The organism is Klebsiella sp. K-Nf6, from assembly GCF_002806655.1.
In the GTDB taxonomy this organism is placed as follows: domain Bacteria; phylum Pseudomonadota; class Gammaproteobacteria; order Enterobacterales; family Enterobacteriaceae; genus Klebsiella; species Klebsiella variicola.
In genome coordinates, this window is the sequence record NZ_PIBN01000018.1 from 97,908 (window position 1) to 115,085 (window position 17,178).

The 17,178-nt window shown below is 57.7% G+C and carries 16 protein-coding genes and 1 pseudogene; 14 read left to right on the forward strand and 3 right to left on the reverse strand.

Features of this window, described 5'->3' with window-relative positions:
• Positions 1-147: 147 nt before the first annotated feature.
• The gene (gene mfd / locus CWM61_RS23755; RefSeq protein WP_100632025.1) at positions 148-3,594 is read right to left on the reverse strand and encodes a transcription-repair coupling factor; all 3,447 of its coding nucleotides are present in this window, start codon (positions 3,592-3,594) and stop codon (positions 148-150) included.
• Positions 3,595-3,633: 39 nt separating this feature from the next.
• On the opposite strand from mfd, the pseudogene CWM61_RS29495 reads away from it, so the two are divergent.
• From CWM61_RS29495 to CWM61_RS23790, 7 genes and pseudogenes are all read left to right on the forward strand, one after another.
• Positions 3,634-3,756: pseudogene (locus CWM61_RS29495) on the forward strand (hypothetical protein); the annotation flags it as partial.
• 142 nt (positions 3,757-3,898) lie between these two features.
• A complete protein-coding gene (lolC, locus tag CWM61_RS23765) occupies positions 3,899-5,098 on the forward strand; it encodes a lipoprotein-releasing ABC transporter permease subunit LolC (RefSeq protein WP_012542228.1) in 1,200 nt (399 codons plus the stop codon).
• Complete coding sequence (gene lolD / locus CWM61_RS23770) at positions 5,091-5,792, forward strand: lipoprotein-releasing ABC transporter ATP-binding protein LolD (RefSeq protein WP_002900798.1); 702 nt, start codon at positions 5,091-5,093, stop codon at positions 5,790-5,792. Before lolC ends, lolD begins: the two co-directional genes overlap by 8 nt.
• Positions 5,792-7,036, forward strand: coding sequence for a lipoprotein-releasing ABC transporter permease subunit LolE (lolE, locus tag CWM61_RS23775; RefSeq protein WP_012542227.1), 1,245 nt, complete (start codon positions 5,792-5,794; stop codon positions 7,034-7,036). Before lolD ends, lolE begins: the two co-directional genes overlap by 1 nt.
• A 48-nt stretch (positions 7,037-7,084) precedes the next feature.
• A complete protein-coding gene (gene nagK / locus CWM61_RS23780) occupies positions 7,085-7,996 on the forward strand; it encodes an N-acetylglucosamine kinase (protein ID WP_038422335.1) in 912 nt (303 codons plus the stop codon).
• A gap of 14 nt (positions 7,997-8,010) precedes the next feature.
• The gene (gene cobB, locus CWM61_RS23785; RefSeq protein ID WP_008806007.1) at positions 8,011-8,841 is read left to right on the forward strand and encodes a Sir2 family NAD+-dependent deacetylase; all 831 of its coding nucleotides are present in this window, start codon (positions 8,011-8,013) and stop codon (positions 8,839-8,841) included.
• 90 nt (positions 8,842-8,931) lie between these two features.
• The gene (locus tag CWM61_RS23790) at positions 8,932-9,276 is read left to right on the forward strand and encodes a hypothetical protein (RefSeq protein WP_074386321.1); all 345 of its coding nucleotides are present in this window, start codon (positions 8,932-8,934) and stop codon (positions 9,274-9,276) included.
• Positions 9,277-9,300: 24 nt separating this feature from the next.
• Here the strand turns inward: CWM61_RS23790 and CWM61_RS23795 are convergent, their stop codons facing one another.
• Positions 9,301-10,263, reverse strand: coding sequence for a sugar-binding transcriptional regulator (locus tag CWM61_RS23795; protein WP_004140612.1), 963 nt, complete (start codon positions 10,261-10,263; stop codon positions 9,301-9,303).
• A gap of 35 nt (positions 10,264-10,298) precedes the next feature.
• Positions 10,299-11,093 (reverse strand): triose-phosphate isomerase, encoded by a 795-nt coding sequence (locus CWM61_RS23800; protein ID WP_074386320.1) that lies wholly within the window; start codon positions 11,091-11,093, stop codon positions 10,299-10,301.
• Between the two features lie 242 nt (positions 11,094-11,335).
• Between CWM61_RS23800 and pdxA the strand changes: the two genes are divergently transcribed.
• The 7 genes from pdxA to CWM61_RS23835 form a co-directional block, all read left to right on the forward strand.
• Entirely contained in the window at positions 11,336-12,343 is a 1,008-nt protein-coding gene (gene pdxA / locus CWM61_RS23805; RefSeq protein ID WP_008806010.1) for a 4-hydroxythreonine-4-phosphate dehydrogenase PdxA, read from the forward strand.
• 35 nt (positions 12,344-12,378) lie between these two features.
• A complete protein-coding gene (locus CWM61_RS23810) occupies positions 12,379-14,097 on the forward strand; it encodes a four-carbon acid sugar kinase family protein (protein WP_100632026.1) in 1,719 nt (572 codons plus the stop codon).
• Positions 14,098-14,189: 92 nt separating this feature from the next.
• Positions 14,190-15,209, forward strand: a complete 1,020-nt coding sequence (locus tag CWM61_RS23815) for a 2-keto-3-deoxygluconate permease (RefSeq protein WP_100632027.1) — start codon at positions 14,190-14,192, stop codon at positions 15,207-15,209.
• A 1-nt stretch (position 15,210) separates the two neighbouring features.
• Positions 15,211-15,585, forward strand: a complete 375-nt coding sequence (locus CWM61_RS23820) for a PTS glucitol/sorbitol transporter subunit IIA (RefSeq protein ID WP_064180330.1) — start codon at positions 15,211-15,213, stop codon at positions 15,583-15,585.
• Between the two features lie 28 nt (positions 15,586-15,613).
• Positions 15,614-16,072, forward strand: coding sequence for a ribose 5-phosphate isomerase B (rpiB, locus tag CWM61_RS23825; protein ID WP_008806013.1), 459 nt, complete (start codon positions 15,614-15,616; stop codon positions 16,070-16,072).
• 30 nt (positions 16,073-16,102) lie between these two features.
• Positions 16,103-17,053: a transaldolase gene (tal, locus tag CWM61_RS23830; RefSeq protein ID WP_074386318.1), complete on the forward strand. Its 951-nt coding sequence runs from the start codon at positions 16,103-16,105 to the stop codon at positions 17,051-17,053.
• Positions 17,054-17,072: 19 nt separating this feature from the next.
• Positions 17,073-17,178, forward strand: a 106-nt coding sequence (locus tag CWM61_RS23835; RefSeq protein ID WP_133122470.1) for a hypothetical protein, incomplete at its 3' end; no start/stop codon positions are given.

Below are 17,178 nucleotides of genomic sequence, written 5' to 3' on the forward strand. Positions count from 1 at the left end.
TATATAAGTGGTTATTTTTATATGAAAAGCAGATGAGATTATGGCGTGAGTCTGTGTGGGGAAATCCAGGCGGATTGCAAAATGTTTGTAAAGATTGCCAGGTATGTAGGAAGGGAGATACGGCTCGGGGGCCGTATCTCCTGCCAGTCAGGCGACGGCGTTCTCTTCCAGCTGACGCATAAACTGGCGAACCCAGTCCATCCGCGTTTTACGCTCTTCCAGATCCTGCATGAATTTCAGGCGCGTCGGCCCGTCCAGCCGGAAGTGCTGCGGCTGCTTCTGCAGCAGGCCGATCAACCACACCGGATTGACGTTGTTTTTCTCGTTGAACTCGACCACGCCGCCTTTTTCGTTGCTTTCCAGTTTGCGGATCCCCAGTTTCTGCGCCTGCTGACGCAGCCGGGCAATATCCAGCAGGTTGCGGGCGGCATCGGGCAGGCGGCCAAAACGATCGATCAGCTCGACTTTGATCTCCTCCAGATCGAGTTCGTTTTTGGCGCTGGCAATGCGCTTATAGAACGACAGGCGCGTATTGACGTCGGGGATGAAATCGTCAGGCAGCAGGGAAGGCATGCGCAGTTCAACTTCCGTTTGCTGGCTGGTGAGATCTTCCAGCGAGGGCTCGCGTCCGGCTTTCAGCGCATCGACTGCGTTCTCCAGCAGCTCCATATACAGAGAGAAACCGATGGTTTCCATCTGGCCGCTCTGATCTTCGCCGAGCAGTTCCCCGGCCCCGCGAATCTCCAGATCGTGGGTCGCCAGCGCAAAGCCGGCGCCAAGATCTTCCAGCGACGCAATGGCTTCAAGGCGCTTTTGCGCATCGGTGGTCATTGCTTTCGGATGCGGCGTCAGCAGCCAGGCATAGGCCTGATGATGCGAACGGCCAACGCGGCCGCGCAGCTGGTGCAGCTGGGCGAGGCCAAAATGGTCGGCGCGTTCGATGATGATGGTGTTGGCGGTGGGAATGTCGATCCCGGTTTCGATGATGGTGGTGCACACCAGCACATTGAAGCGCTGGTGATGGAAATCATTCATCACCCGCTCCAGTTCGCGCTCCCGCATCTGACCGTGACCGATGGCGATCCGCGCCTCAGGCACCAGCTCCGCCAGCTTGTCGGCGGCTTTCTGGATGTTTTCGACGTCATTAAACAGATAGTAGACCTGGCCGCCGCGCAGCGTTTCGCGCAGGATCGCCTCGCGCACGACCAGGGCGTCGTATTCGCGAACGAAGGTCTTCACCGCCAGACGACGGGCCGGCGGCGTGGCGATGATCGACAGATCCCGCATCCCGCTCATCGCCATGTTCAGCGTCCGCGGGATCGGCGTGGCGGTGAGGGTCAGGATATCGACATCGGCGCGCATCGCTTTGATGCGTTCTTTGTGACGAACGCCAAAGCGGTGCTCTTCGTCGACGATCAGCAGCCCCAGATCGCGTAGCTTCACTTCGCTCTGCAACAGTTTGTGGGTGCCGATTAAGATATCGATTTTGCCTTCCGCGGCCTGTTCGAGGATCTGCGCCTGCTCTTTAGCGCTGCGGAAGCGGGAGAGCATTTCGATGCGTATCGGCCAGTTGGCGAAGCGATCGCGGAAGTTATCATAGTGCTGCTGAGCCAGCAGGGTGGTCGGCACCAGCACCGCCACCTGCTTGTGGTTTTCCACGGCGAGGAAGGCGGCGCGCATAGCCACTTCGGTCTTACCGAAGCCCACATCGCCGCACACCAGGCGGTCCATGGCCAGCGGCTGGCACATATCGCTGAGGACGGCGTTAATCGCCTGCGCCTGATCCGGCGTGGTTTCAAACGGGAAGCCGTCGCAGAACAGCTGATACTGTTCGCGGTCGTGTTTAAAGGCAAAGCCTGCCTTCGCCGCGCGCTGGGCGTAGATATCCAGCAGCTCTGCCGCTACGTCGCGTACTTTCTCAGCCGCTTTTTGTCGCGCCCGGGTCCAGGCATCGCCGCCCAGCTTGTGCAGGGGCGCGTTCTCTTCCGCCCCGCCGGCGTAACGGCTGATAAGATGCAGGGAGGATACCGGAACGTATAGCTTGGCATCGTTGGCGTAGGTCAGCATCAGGTATTCGCCGGTGATGCCGCCGGCTTCCAGGGTGGTCATTCCCGCATAGCGGCCCACGCCGTGCTCCAGATGGACAACCGGCTGGCCGATATGCAGTTCGGCAAGGTTGCGAATGAGGATGTCAGGGTTGATGGTGCGGCGTGAATCCTGCCGACGGCGCGCCACGCGCTCGCCGAGCAGGTCGCTTTCGCAAATCAGCGCCAGGTCGCGCTGGCTGTCAATAAACCCGTGCTCGGCGGCGCCAATCATCAGATAGCGGCCATTGTCGGTGGCTTCTTCCAGACGCAGCAGGTGTTTTGGCGCAATTTTAATCCGCGCCAGCATTTCGCTCAGCGCTTCACGGCGACCCTCGCTTTCCACCGAGAAAATCACCGGGCCGCTAAAGGACTCGAGGAAGCGGCGCAGATTATCCAGCGGCGCTTTGTTTTGTGCCTGCACGGCGAGGTCCGGCAGCGTCTGGTAGCCCAGATTGGTATTCGCCGCTTTGTCCGCCAGGCGCTCGGTTTTCAGCTGTACGCGCGGCCATTTTTTCAGTTCGCCGAACAGCTCATCGCTGCGCAGCCACAGCAGTTCCGGCGGCAGGAGCGGGCGCATCGGATCGACGCCGCGGTTTTCAAAGCGAGCGCGGGCTTCATTCTGGAAACGTTCCGCGCTGGCCTCGAGATCGCCGGTGTTGACGATCAGCGTGCTGGCCGGGAAATAGCTAAATAACGGCGGCAGCGGCTCGCTGAAGAACAGCGGCTGCCAGTATTCGATACCGGCAGGCAGTGTCCCTTTACTGACCTGCTGATAGATATGCTCGGCATCGCGCTTCACCTCAAAACGGTCGCGCCACTGGCTGCGGAACAGCTCGATGGCGGTCTGGTCGGTGGGAAACTCATGCGCTGGCAGCAGGTTAATGGCCGCCACTTCCTCCAGCGTGCGCTGGCTGTCGACGTCGAACAGACGCAGGCTGTCGATTTCATCGTCAAAGAAATCGAGGCGGTAGGGCTGGTCGCTGCCCATCGGGAACAGGTCGAGCAGCGCGCCGCGGGTGGCATATTCGCCGTGCTCCATCACCTGATCGACATGGCGATAGCCGGCGCCCTCCAGCTGATCGCGCAGCGCATCGCGTGACAGGCGCTGACCCTTTTTCATCACCAGCGCGTGCCCGTGAAGGAAGCTGTGCGGACAGACGCGCTGCATCAGGGTGCTGACCGGGACGATCAGTACGCCGCGCTGCATGGTGGGTAACTGGTAAAGGGTGGCAAGACGGGAGGAGATGATGTCCTGGTGCGGCGAGAAGCTGTCGTAGGGGAGCGTTTCCCAGTCAGCCAGCCCCATCACCATGCTGTCGGTAAACTGCCTGATCTCGTCGTTCAGACGCAGCGCGTTTTGCATGTCAGGTGCCACCAGCACCACCGGGCCTTTGTGGCGTTCAGCCATCTCTGCCACCAGGGTAGCGCAGGCCGCGCCGGTCAACTCGCCAAGCTGGCGCAGATCACCGGCTTTGGCCGGCAATGAGTATCGATATTGTTCAGGCATAGACGGTTTCATGGTCTCTTGGGGATTCGCTCTGCCGATATGGAGGGCAACTCGCTGATATTCAATAGTGAGATTATCCGCGATTGGTCTGGATTCGCCAACCCGAATTGCCATCAGGTGTTGGTTCAACAAACATCCGGGTTGCGGATAAGCGTAAAGATATATCAGCAAGGTCTTATCTATCCGATTGTATTTGCTTGGTTTTTAGGATTATTGCTAATAAAGTCGTCAGGTATCAGTCATTTACGCTGCTCGTATTCGCTTATATACTCGGGCATCGGCTATCAGCAACCAGATGGATGACATGTACCAACCTGCCGCACTCTTTATCGGCCTGCGCTATATGCGCGGGCGCGCAGCCGACCGCTTCGGTCGATTCGTCTCCTGGCTCTCAACCATCGGCATTACGCTTGGCGTAATGGCGCTGGTGACGGTCCTGTCGGTGATGAACGGCTTTGAACGCGAGCTGCAAAACAATATCCTGGGGCTGATGCCGCAGGCCATTCTTAGCGCCAAACAGGGCTCGGTGAACCCTCAGCAACTGCCGGAGCGCGAGGCGAAACTCCAGGGGGTGACCCGCGTGGCGCCGATCACCACCGGTGACGTCGTCCTGCAGAGCGCGCGCAGCGTGGCGGTCGGGGTCATGCTGGGCATTGATCCGGCGCAGAACGATCCCCTGACTCCGTACCTGGTGAACGTCAAACAGAGCGATCTGCAGGCGGGCAAATATAACGTTATTCTCGGCGAACAGCTGGCGGGCCAACTGGGGGTTAATCGTGGCGATCAAATTCGTGTGATGGTTCCTTCCGCCAGTCAGTTTACGCCAATGGGCCGCGTGCCGAGCCAGCGTCTGTTCACGGTTATCGGCACCTTCGCCGCCAACAGCGAAGTCGATGGTTATCAGATGCTGACCAACATCGACGACGCCTCTCGTTTAATGCGTTATCCGCTGGGGAATATCACCGGCTGGCGCCTGTGGCTGGATAAACCGCTGCAAGTGGATACCCTGAGTCAGCAGACGCTGCCGCCAGGTACCCAGTGGCAGGACTGGCGCGAGCGCAAGGGCGAACTGTTCCAGGCGGTGCGCATGGAGAAAAACATGATGGGCCTGCTGCTGAGCCTGATCGTCGCCGTCGCGGCCTTCAACATTATTACCTCGCTGGGGATGATGGTGATGGAGAAGCAGGGCGAAGTGGCTATCCTGCAAACTCAAGGGCTGACGCCGCGGCAGATCATGGCCGTCTTTATGGTGCAGGGCGCCAGCGCCGGGATCGTCGGCGCGCTGTTGGGAGCCGTGCTTGGCGCGCTGCTCGCCAGCCAGTTGAATAATTTAATGCCAATTATCGGCGCCTTCCTTGACGGCGCGGCGCTGCCGGTGGCGATTGAGCCGCTGCAGGTTATTGTTATCGCCCTGGTGGCGATGGTGCTGGCCTTGTTGTCTACGTTGTACCCTTCCTGGCGCGCTGCCGCCACCCAACCCGCTGAGGCTTTACGTTATGAATAAGATCCTGCTGCAATGCGACAACCTGTGCAAACGCTATCAGGAAGGCAATGTGCAAACCGATGTCCTGCACAATGTCAGCTTCAGCATTGGTGAAGGCGAGATGATGGCCATTGTCGGCACCTCCGGCTCTGGCAAAAGTACGTTGCTGCATCTGCTCGGCGGCCTGGATACGCCCACCTCTGGCGACGTGATTTTCTCCGGCCAGCCGATGAGTAAACTCTCCACCGCCGCGCGCGCCGACCTGCGTAACCGCGAGCTGGGCTTTATCTATCAGTTCCACCATCTGCTGCCGGACTTTAGCGCGCTGGAAAACGTGGCGATGCCGCTGCTGATTGGCAAAAAGAAGCCAGCGGATATTGAACGCCAGGCGAAAGCGATGCTGCAGGCAGTCGGGCTTGAACACCGCAGCCATCACCGTCCGTCGGAGCTCTCCGGCGGTGAACGCCAGCGGGTGGCGATTGCCCGCGCGCTGGTGAATAAACCGCGGCTGGTGCTGGCGGATGAACCGACCGGTAACCTCGACGCTCGCAACGCCGACAGCATCTTCCAGTTGCTGGGCGAACTGAACGTCGCGCAGCGCACCGCGTTTCTGGTGGTGACCCACGACCTGCAGCTGGCGAAACGGATGAGCCGCCAGCTGGAGATGCGCGATGGCCGTCTGACCGCCGACCTGACCCTGATGGGGGCCGAGTAATGGCGTCTCCGTTATCGTTACTGATTGCATTACGTTTCAGCCGCGGACGGCGGCGCGGCGGCATGGTGTCGCTGATCTCGGTGATCTCCACCATCGGCATTGCGCTGGGGGTGGCGGTGCTGATCGTCGGCCTCAGCGCGATGAACGGTTTTGAACGCGAGCTGAATAACCGCGTGCTGGCGGTGGTGCCGCACGGTGAAATCGAACCCGTGAACCAGCCGTGGAATAACTGGCAGGAGGCGCTGGCGAAGGTGCAGAAGGTGAAGGGAATTGTCGCGGCGGCGCCCTATATTAACTTCACCGGCCTGGTGGAGAGCGGCAGTAATATGCGCGCCATCCAGGTGAAAGGCGTTGATCCGCAGCAGGAAACCCGGCTCAGCGCGCTGCCTACCTTCGTGCAGAATAACGCGTGGGCCGGATTCAAGGCTGGTGAACAGCAGGTGATTCTGGGTAAAGGGGTCGCCGATGCGCTGCACGTGAAGCAGGGGGACTGGGTGTCGATCATGATCCCTAATGCCGACGCCGACCATCAACTGCTGCAGCCAAAACGCGTCAGGCTGCATGTGACCGGAATTTTACAGCTGAGCGGCCAGCTCGATCATAGTTTTGCCATGATCCCGATGCAGGATGCGCAGCAGTATCTGGAGATGGGCAGCAGCGTGACCGGCATCGCCATCAAGGTCACCGACGTTTTCCACGCGAACAAGCTGGTACGCGATGCGGGAGAAGTGACCAACAGCTACGTCTACATCAAGAGCTGGATCGGCACCTATGGCTATATGTATCGCGATATCCAGATGATCCGCGCCATTATGTACCTGGCGATGGTGCTGGTGATCGGCGTGGCCTGCTTTAACATCGTCTCGACGCTGGTGATGGCGGTCAAAGACAAAAGCGGCGATATTGCGGTGCTGCGCACGCTTGGCGCAAAAGACGGCTTAATTCGCGCGATTTTCGTGTGGTATGGTTTATTAGCCGGATCGGTAGGCAGCCTGTTCGGGGTAGTGATCGGCGTGATCTGCGCGTTGAACCTGACGTCAATCATCAACGGCATCGAATACCTGATTGGGCATAAATTCCTCTCCGGCGACATCTATTTTATTGACTTCCTGCCGTCAGAACTGCACTGGCTGGACGTCTTTTATGTGCTGGTGACAGCACTGTTGCTGAGTTTGCTGGCCAGCTGGTATCCCGCCCGCCGCGCCAGCCGCATCGACCCGGCGAGGGTGCTGAGTGGCCAGTAATTTATCGTCATCGTCGGCTTTGCTGACGACACAAGAGGAATTGCTGAAATGTATTATGGATTTGACATTGGCGGCAGCAAGATAGCGCTGGGCGTATTTAATCAGGAGCGGCGACTGCAGTGGGAAAAACGCGTCGCCACGCCGAAAAGCAGTTATGAGGATTTTCTCCAGGCGGTGGAGGCGCTGGTCCGCGAGGCCGATGAGCGCTTCGACCAGCAGGGGTCGGTCGGGATTGGTATCCCGGGGATGCCGGAAACGGCAGACGGCACGCTGTATGCCGCTAACGTGCCAGCCGCCAGCGGCCGGCCGCTGCGCGCCGACCTTAGCGCGCGGCTGGGGCGCGATGTGCGCCTCGATAATGACGCTAACTGTTTTGCGCTGTCTGAAGCGTGGGACGATGAGTTTACGCAATACCCGCTGGTGATGGGGCTGATCCTCGGCACCGGCGTGGGCGGCGGCCTGGTATTGAACGGTAAATCGATTACCGGACATAGCTATATCACCGGCGAGTTCGGCCATATTCGCCTGCCGGTGGATGCCCTGGAGGTGGTCGGGCGCGATTTTCCGCTGCTGCGCTGCGGCTGCGGCCAGCTGGGCTGCATTGAAAATTATCTCTCCGGCCGCGGTTTCGCCTGGCTGTACGAACATTTTTACCAACACCCGCTCTCCTCGCCGGAGATTGTGGCGCAGTGGCAGCAGCACGATCCGCGCGCCCAGGCGCACGTTGAGCGCTATCTCGATCTGCTGGCGGTGTGTCTGGGGAATATACTGACCATTGTCGACCCGGATTTACTGGTGCTCGGCGGTGGATTATCTAACTTTACGGCCATTAGCGAAGGGCTGGCGCAACGATTGCCGCGCCATCTTCTGCCGGTCGCCAGGGTTCCGCGCATTGAGCGCGCGCGCCACGGCGATGCCGGGGGAATGCGCGGTGCGGCCTTCCTTCATCTGACCCATTAATCACAGAGGTAGCTATGCAGTCGCGCCGTTTACATCGATTGAGCCGTTTTCGTCGCAATAAACGTCGGTTGCGTGACCGTCTGCGTCAGCGGATTTTCTTTAGGGAGGACAGGATGAAACCTGAAGCGATGGCAAAACCGAGAGTGGTGGTGTTAACCGGCGCGGGCATATCGGCGGAGTCGGGGATCAAAACCTTCCGCGCGGCCGATGGCCTGTGGGAAGAGCATCGGGTGGAAGATGTGGCGACGCCGGAAGGCTTCGCCCGCGATCCGGCGCTGGTGCAGGCGTTCTACAACGCCCGTCGTCGTCAGCTGCAGAGTCCGGAAATCGCGCCGAACGCGGCGCATCTGGCGCTGGCGCGTCTGGAAGATCTACTGGGCGACCATTTCCTGCTGGTCACCCAGAATATCGATAATCTGCACGAGCGCGCCGGCAACCGCCGGGTGATCCATATGCACGGCGAGCTGTTGAAGGTGCGCTGTTCGTGGAGCGGCCAGGTACTGGAGTGGACCGGCGACGTCACCGCTGAGGACAAATGCCACTGTTGCCAGTTCCCGGCGGCGCTGCGTCCGCACGTAGTCTGGTTTGGCGAAATGCCGCTGGGGATGGACGAGATCTACAGCGCGCTGGCCGACGCGGATATTTTTATCGCCATCGGTACCTCCGGCCATGTCTATCCGGCGGCTGGCTTTGTGCACGAGGCGCGGCTGCACGGCGCCCATACGGTAGAGCTGAACCTGGAGCCCAGCCAGGTGGGCAGCGAGTTTGCCGAGAAGCACTACGGGCTGGCAAGCGAAGTGGTGCCGGCCTTTATCGATAAGCTGCTGCAGGAAAACCCGCTATAAACTGAAGCCGCCTGCCGGTAGCCAGGGCCCTGGCCACTGATTCCGGCAGCGCTGCTGACAAGGATGAAACGTCATGACAGGAGTCAGACCATGCACAATCCGCTGGTTATCGAAGCGATCATGTTGATCGCGGCCATTCTCGTTGGCGTCTGGAGCCAGCGTGCTTTACCACTACACGCCGATAGCCGACCGATCCTCTTCCTGCTGTGTCTGTTCGTCGGCACTGGCAGCGCGTTGTGCCTGCTGCTGGATATCTTAGCCCTGCTGTTCACTGGTCAGGTCGCGACAGGTAGTGTGCGGATATACGGCCCCATGCTGCTGCTGGTGGTGTTGTGGAAACCTCTCAACTGGGTTGTCGGCATCATTGAAGATTTTGTGCAGCGGCGAGCCGAAAAAGGGAAGGGCAAAGGCCAGCGTGACGGTGGACGACGCTGATCCGCCGCCTGCGCTGTGGCTTATTTATAGCGCCTTTTGCATATTAATGACCGAACGGGCGTTCGAGGCGCTGGTAGCCAGCACATCGATAACCCCGGTGCGTAATGCCCCCAGGATCGCCGTCGCTTTCGTGCTTTCGGAGGCGATAGCGATGACGCAGGGAATGGCCCGCAGCTGTTCGAGACTTAAGCCAATGACCCGGTCATTCATCACCGTATCGACGGGTTTGCCCTGAATATTGAAAAAGCTGTACCCCGCCAGATCGCCCACCACCCCCTGTTCCTGACGCGCGGTGGCAATTTCCTGCGGCGTAAACCAGCCGAGCTGGACCATAAAACTGTTTTCATTCATATCGCCGAGGCCAATGATCGCCACGTCAGCTTTGCTGGCCTGTTCGAGCGTGGCCTTAATCAGGCGGTTTTGCATAAAGGCGGCGCGCAGCTCCGGGGTTTCCACATAGGCCGGGGCGTAAAGCGTTTCGCTGAAGCCGTTAAATTTGCGCGCCAGATTCCGGCTGATGTGGTCGGCGTCGATCAGCTGATTGTCGCGCTTGGTTCCGCCGATGCCGCAGATAAAGCGGCAGTGGCGCTCAGGAAACACGCCGACGTGATTCGCCACCGCGGCCACATTGCGCCCCTGACCAACGGTGACGGTCATATCGTTTTTTAACACCCCAGCCAGGTAGTTACTGACCAGGGCCGCCACCTGCTGGCGCTGTTCATCTTCATCATGGTGATCCAGGGCAATCAGCGCGCGCTTAATGCCAAAGTGCGAAATAAACTGCTGCTCAATCTGGGAGCTGAAGACCGGATGGTATTTGACGCTGATCTCAACAATCCCTTCCTGGCGCGCTTTTTTCAGCAGGCGCCCGACTTTGATACGCGAAATGCCGAATCGTTTGGCGATCTCTTCCTGCGTTTGTTCCTGATCGTAATAAGCCACCGCAATTTCAGTGAGCAGGGCGTAATCTGAGTCTTGTTCAATCATGGCCTGGAATTTCCATCTCTGGTGTCCCTCTTATATTACTGCGCCTGCAAAATAAATTCCTGTGTAACGCGTTGAACAATGTCGCAATAGCCTTGTGCGTCCCAGGCCGCGCGGCCGATAAACAAGCCATTGATCTCCTGTTGGCGCAGCAGTTCCACCGCGTTTTGCAGCGTAACGCTGCCGCCATAGAGCAGTGGGATACGGATCCCCGTCTCATGACCAAACCGCTCGCAAAGCGCCTCACGCAACGCCTGATGAATGACGCCCGCCTCCTGCGGTGAAGCGGGCGTACCATGTTCGCCAATGGCCCACACCGGTTCATACGCAATCAGGGTCTGCAGCGCTTGCTGGTGGCTCAGGCCATACAGGGCGATCTTCATCTGCCGCACCACGCTTTCACGCGACACCTGCCAGCGTTTCTCCTCGGCGCTATCGCCAATACAGATCAGTGGGCGCAGGCCATGACCTAAGGCGCTATGTACTTTTCGATTAATCGCGGCATCGCTTTCATTAAAGGCGGCGCGTCGTTCTGAATGTCCCAGCTCAACAAGCGTGGCGCCGGTTTCTGCCAACATGGCCGCCGAGATTTCCCCGGTCCAGGCGCCCTGATCCGCTTCATGCATATTCTGCGCGCCGGTCAAAAGTGGTAACTGATGCATTTGCAGAAAATGGCTGACGGGTTGGATAGCGGTGAAGGGGGGAATGACGAAGGGCTGAATAGCAGGGTGACAGCCCTCTGGCATCCGCGCTGCCAGCGTTTCGCACCAGGCCATGGCCTGCGACAGCGGCTTATTCATTTTCCAGCTGGTTCCTAACCATATCGGGGTCATCTTTGCTTCTCCTCTTAATAAAATCAAACACTTGCCAAATGTGGGTGTTATACCCTGTATTGAGATTGAACTTTTTATCAGTACATGAACATATGTTAGATCACATTTTTCGATGAAAAAAATCTATGAATTTTTTTATGTGATCCTCATCACTAATGGCGGCTCATTCATCAGGTAATGTTTTGAGCATATGATTTGACTATGAACATATGAACAATCAACTGAGACAAGAGAGGCGCATGATGTCAGCAGAGAAAAAACCCGTTGTGGCGATTACCATTGGCGATCCGGCAGGGATCGGCCCAGAGATCACCGTGGCCACCATGATGGACAAAAGCGTGTATGACGAGTGCAAACCGTTCCTGATCGGCTCGGTACCGATTATCAGCCGGGCGATGAAAATCATGGGCTGCGATTTTGCTATCCATAAGATTGCCCATCCGCAGGAGGCCCGTTTCAGCTGGGGGACGCTGGATGTCCTGGAAACCGGCGACTACGACTGCGACAGCATCGAATGGGGCAAGGTGCAGAAGCTGGCGGGGCAAATGTCGCTGGATTATGTGATGAAGTCGATTGAACTGGGCAAAGCGGGGCTGATCGACGTGGTCTCTACTGCACCAATTCATAAGGAAGCCATCAAGCTGGCAGGATGTAAGCTCCCGGGCCATACCGAAATCTATCAGGTGGAAACCCAATCTGATTACGGTCTGACCATGTTCCACGTCCACAACCTGCGCGTCTTCTTCGTGAGCCGCCATATGGCGCTAAAAGCTGCCTGTGACTATGCCAATAAAGCGCGGGTGCTGGCCTGCGTTCAGCAGATCCATCATGAATTTACTGCCCTTAACATCAACAATCCGCGCATTGCCGTGGCCGCCCTGAACCCGCATGGTTCCGACAACGGTCTTTTTGGTCACGAAGAGGCAGACAATCTGATCCCGGCGGTGAAAGCGGCCCAGGAGATGGGGATCAACGCTATCGGGCCGGTACCGGCCGATTCCGTGTTCCATCTCGGCAAACAGGGGCGCTACGACGCCATTCTCTCGCTGTATCACGATCAGGGGCATATCGCCTGCAAAACCCTCGACTTTGAACGTTCGATCACTATTACCTTCGGCTTGCCGTTTATGCGCAGCTCCGTTGACCATGGGACGGCGTTTGATATCGCCGGTACCGGTAAGGCGGGTACCGTCAGTATGCTGGAGTCGACGCTGGTGGCGGCCCGTTACTGGAAAATGAAGCATCAATAATCGCTGAGGTTCATGCGAATCACGAGGACAGAGAAATGGAAAAACATCTGTTGATTAGCAAGGGCTGTAAGGGCTGGGGTGGGCCTCTGACTATCACGCTGGGTCAGGGGAAAAAGATTGCGTACATCACCGGGGGGATCCGTCCCCCCGTCGTCGACCGCCTGAGCGAACTGACCGGCTGGCCCTCCATTGATGTATTCAAAAATGGCGAACCGCCGGCAGAAGAGATTGGTTTAATGGTCATCGACTGCGGCGGCACGTTGCGCTGCGGACTCTATCCGAAGCGGGGAATTCCCACCATTAACCTGCATCCCACCGGCAAAAGCGGCCCGCTGGCGGAATTTATACACGAAGGGATCTACGTCTCCGGGGTGACGCCTGCCTGCATTGAGATGGTCTGGCCACAAGGGGAAGGCGGAAAGCTTGGGATCGTGGCTGACGATTTGACCGGGGCGACCACCGTCGGGGTGCTGCTGGCGCGCAGCGGTTTAAAAACCGCCGCGTTTTTCGATACCGAATCCTTCTCCCGCAATGAGGTCGAGTATCCGGCGATGGTCGTCAGCAGCGACAGCCGCCCGTTGCCGAAAGCGGAGGCCCAGCATAAAGTGAGCGCTGCGGTGAAACAGCTGCAGGCTCGCGGCGCGCACTACTTCACCAAGCGGATTGATACCACGCTGCGCGGCGGCATCGGATTTGAAATCGATGCCATGCTGGAACAACTGCCGCAGGAGACGGTGGCGGTTGTGGTGCCGGCGATGCCGCAGTCACGGCGTATTCTCGTTGGCGGTTATTCGGTGATTGATTCGGTAGCCCTGTCGCGGACCGATGTGGCTCGCGATGTACGTACCCCGGTCACCGAGTCGTGGGTGCCGGGACTGTTGGCGGCGCAGACCCATCATCAGGTCGGGCATATCGCGCTGACGTCGGTGATGAAAGGCGAAGGGCAAATCCAGCAGGATTTGCAGGAGCAACAGCAGCGCGGCGTGCGGGTGATAGTGGTCGATGCGATTACCGTCGACGATGTTGATGCCATCGCCGGGGCAGTAGTGGCCCTGAACTGGAACGTGCTGGCCGTCGATCCGGGGCCCTTTACCGAACGGCTGGCGGTTCGTCGCGGCTTGATGCGCGAAGCGCGGAGCAGCGCGCCCACGAGCCTGACCGCGGACAGTCAGCGCGGCTCGGTTCTGATCGTCGCCGGCAGCGCAACGCCAGTAACCAAAAAGCAGCTCCAGTATTTGATCGCCAGGGATGACCGGGTCTGCCATATCCCGGTTGATGCCGAGCTGTTGGTTGACAGGAAAAACGCTGCTGAGATTGAAGTCAATCGCGTGGTACAGCATGCCCGACAGTGCGTTCCGGCGCAGCACAACGCGCTCTTTGTTTTTGAATCCGCGTTGACCGGGCGGTTGCTAAACCTCCAGGAAGAGGAGCAGAGATTTGGTCTGGCCCACGGTGAGGCTGCGCAAAATATTAACCACGGATTGGGCAGTATTGTACGCGAGGTGCTTAACTGTGCGTCGGGTGAAATTAAAGGATTGTATATGACCGGCGGTGACACCATGGTCAATGTACTAAAAGAGCTGGGCGCGACCGGAATAGAAATGATTGACTATGTCATCCCGCAAACCGATATGGTGCGGATTATTGGTGGTGATTATGCCGGCCTAATTTGTGTCGGAAAAGGAGGGTTAACCGGACCGGAAGATATTATTAGCATCATTGTTGACCGAATTTATCAAGAAGCACAGCAATAACCCAGTCATCTAATAAATAATAAACGACGTAATGGTCGTCAGGGTAGTATTGCGTCGTTATCTCTGTTGAATCTTAATTTAAGAGTTACCCTATGAATATTAATATACTTGAGAAAATGAACAAGGTGCCGGGTGGGTTAATTATTATTCCACTGTTGGTGGCCATATTGATTAATACTTTCGCGCCCCAAGTGCTCAGCATTGGCGGCCCGACCACCGCCTTATTTAAAGTCGGATCCAGTGCCATGATGGGCATATTTTTGCTCATTTGCGGAACCTCGATCAATATCCGTCAGGCCGGGTTGCCGCTCTATAAAGGCGCCGTGCTGCTGTTTCTCAAATGTTTGGCCGGGGCCCTGGCGGTATGGGCTGCGGGAACGTTGTTTGGCCCGAGTGGTTTTCTCGGTATATCGACCCTGGCGCTGATTGCCTGCCTGACCAGCTCGAACAGCTCCCTCTATATCGCATTGTGCAGCAGCTATGGCGATGCCAGTGATGCCGGGGCGATCTCCGTGTTCTGCATCAAGGATGGTCCGTTTGTTACCATGATGGTGCTGGGCGTCAGCGGCCTGGCCAATATTCCCTTCGCCGCGCTGCTGTCGATGCTGATTCCACTGCTGATTGGCATGCTGTGGGGCAATCTGGACGAACGTTTTAAACAGTTATGCGCCGCGGCGCAGCCGCTGGTGATCATTATTATGTCGTTCGCCATCGGCGCCAATTCCAGTATCAATACGGTGTTCACCGCCGGGTTGTCCGGGATCCTGTTGGGGATTATCTCCGCGCTAACCGGGATTGTGTTCTACTTTATCTACAACCTGTTTTTGAAGAAGAAAAGTGCGCTGGGCGCCGCGCTGGGAACCACCGCCGCCAGCTCAGCGCTGACGCCGGCGATGGTTGCCCAGGCGGATCCTTCTCTGGCGATGTACGTGGATGCCGCCACCGCGCAGCTGGCGACGGCGAGCATTATCACCATGATCACCGCGCCGATACTGGTCGCCTGGTTTGATAAACGGCTGAAAAAGCGGGCGCCAGCCGCAGAGCCTTTGAAAGACGCGAAAAGTGAAGAGAGCGTGACATTATCTTCCCCTGCCGCCAAAGGACATAAATAGCATGAGCGTGCCGTTGTATTCATTACGAATTACCGCCGTCGGGGAATACGTTGAGTGCTCTTTGCGGGAGCAGCGGCTTATTTTATTCTCCGATGCCGTTCCCGACGATATTGCGAGTTATTGCGCCGTACACCAGGCCAGCGAACTGACCGCCGAGTTAGCGCCAGGTCAGCGAATGAAATTAAATGATAAAAATTATCGGGTGACCGCGGTAGGTAGTGTGGCAACGGCAAATTTACGACAGCTTGGCCATATCACGCTAAATTTTGATGGCGCAGATATCGCTGAATTACCCGGGACGGTACACCTTTACGGCGAACCACCACAAATTATTCAGCCCGGCGACCAAATTTCGTTTTACCCGAATTGTCATTAAGACGTACTGTTAAATTAAGGAAATAACCATGAAAACAATCGCTATTGGTGCGGATGATGCCGCCTATGCTTTTCGCGATACTATCGTCGCTTATTTGAATGGGCTGGGAATTAACGTCGCGGATTACAGCAGCGATAAACGCCAGGGGAGTACCGTTTATCCGGATGTTGCCCATGCGGTGGCGATGTCGATTAAACAGGGCGAACACGAGCGCGGCATTCTGATCTGCGGTACCGGCATTGGGATGAGTATTGTGGCCAATAAAGTCCCCGGGGTCCGTGCCGCCCAGTGTCACGATACCTTCTCCGCTGAGCGAGCGCGTAAAAGTAACAACGCGCAGATTATTACCCTCGGCGCGCGGGTGATTGGCACCGAGCTGGGTAAAAAAATCATTCAGGCGTGGCTTGAATCCGAATATGAAGGCGGCGGATCCGCGCCCAAAGTGGAACGTATTGATTATTACGAACACCAGCATGCCAGAGATTAACCTCCGCAGTCGTAAGATAAGGAACAGATGATGAGCCAGTTAGACGAACTGAAAAAATACACCACGGTTGTTGCTGATACCGGCGATATTGAATCGATTAAAAAGTTTGCACCCCAGGATGCGACCACCAACCCCTCGCTGGTGCTGAAGGCCGCGCAGCTGCCGCAGTATCAGCCGCTGATTGCCGATGCGATTGGCAAGGCACGCCGCCAGGGAGGCAGCGTAGAAACACAATTGATTAACGCCTGCGATCAGGTGGCAGTGGATATCGGCAGCGAGGTGCTGCGCCATGTGCCCGGGCGTATCTCCACCGAAGTGGATGCCCGCTTTGCCTGGGATCGCGGGATGTGCGTCGCGAAGGCGCGCAAGCTCATCCAGTTATATGAAAAAAATGGCATTGGTCCCGAGCGGATTCTAATTAAGCTCGCCGCCACCTGGGAGGGCATTCGCGCTGCCGAAGAGCTGGAGCAGAGCGGTATAAACTGCAACCTGACGCTGCTGTTCTCTTTCGCTCAGGCCAGGGCATGCGCCGAAGCGGGCGTCTTTCTCATCTCGCCCTTTGTGGGCCGCATCTACGACTGGTATCAGAAGCACCAGCCGCAGTCAGCCTATCAGGTGGACAGCGATCCGGGCGTGGTCTCCGTGCGCCAGATTTATCAGTATTACAAATCCCATGGCTATGACACGGTGGTAATGGGCGCCAGCTTCCGTCGTATTGAGCAGATCCAGGCGCTGGCGGGCTGCGATCGCCTGACCATCTCTCCGGCACTGCTGGACGAGCTGGCGGCCAGCGAAGGGGCGCTGACCCGCCAGTTGGCCCCCGGCTGCGTGACGGAAACCCGTCCCAGCCCGATGACGCAGGCGGAGTTTCTCTGGCAGCATCATCAGGATCCCATGGCAGTGGAAAAACTAGCGGAAGGGATCCGACTGTTTGCTGTCGATCAGGTGAAACTGGAACAACAGATTCAGCAGATGCTGTAAGCCGCAGGGATAAAGACTGATGAAGACGACAAAAACCATTCGCAGCCAATGCGCCAACGCGCTGCGCGCCCTGAGCATGGACGCTGTACAGAAAGCCAAATCCGGCCACCCGGGGGCCCCGATGG

Coding starts and splice junctions, on each gene's coding strand:
- mfd (WP_100632025.1), bottom strand. CDS start 3,594: ATGCCTGAACAATATCGATACTCATTGCCGGCCAAAGCCGGTGATCTG.
- lolC (WP_012542228.1), top strand. CDS start 3,899: ATGTACCAACCTGCCGCACTCTTTATCGGCCTGCGCTATATGCGCGGG.
- lolD (WP_002900798.1), top strand. CDS start 5,091: ATGAATAAGATCCTGCTGCAATGCGACAACCTGTGCAAACGCTATCAG.
- lolE (WP_012542227.1), top strand. CDS start 5,792: ATGGCGTCTCCGTTATCGTTACTGATTGCATTACGTTTCAGCCGCGGA.
- nagK (WP_038422335.1), top strand. CDS start 7,085: ATGTATTATGGATTTGACATTGGCGGCAGCAAGATAGCGCTGGGCGTA.
- cobB (WP_008806007.1), top strand. CDS start 8,011: ATGCAGTCGCGCCGTTTACATCGATTGAGCCGTTTTCGTCGCAATAAA.
- CWM61_RS23790 (WP_074386321.1), top strand. CDS start 8,932: ATGCACAATCCGCTGGTTATCGAAGCGATCATGTTGATCGCGGCCATT.
- CWM61_RS23795 (WP_004140612.1), bottom strand. CDS start 10,263: ATGATTGAACAAGACTCAGATTACGCCCTGCTCACTGAAATTGCGGTG.
- CWM61_RS23800 (WP_074386320.1), bottom strand. CDS start 11,093: ATGACCCCGATATGGTTAGGAACCAGCTGGAAAATGAATAAGCCGCTG.
- pdxA (WP_008806010.1), top strand. CDS start 11,336: ATGTCAGCAGAGAAAAAACCCGTTGTGGCGATTACCATTGGCGATCCG.
- CWM61_RS23810 (WP_100632026.1), top strand. CDS start 12,379: ATGGAAAAACATCTGTTGATTAGCAAGGGCTGTAAGGGCTGGGGTGGG.
- CWM61_RS23815 (WP_100632027.1), top strand. CDS start 14,190: ATGAATATTAATATACTTGAGAAAATGAACAAGGTGCCGGGTGGGTTA.
- CWM61_RS23820 (WP_064180330.1), top strand. CDS start 15,211: ATGAGCGTGCCGTTGTATTCATTACGAATTACCGCCGTCGGGGAATAC.
- rpiB (WP_008806013.1), top strand. CDS start 15,614: ATGAAAACAATCGCTATTGGTGCGGATGATGCCGCCTATGCTTTTCGC.
- tal (WP_074386318.1), top strand. CDS start 16,103: ATGAGCCAGTTAGACGAACTGAAAAAATACACCACGGTTGTTGCTGAT.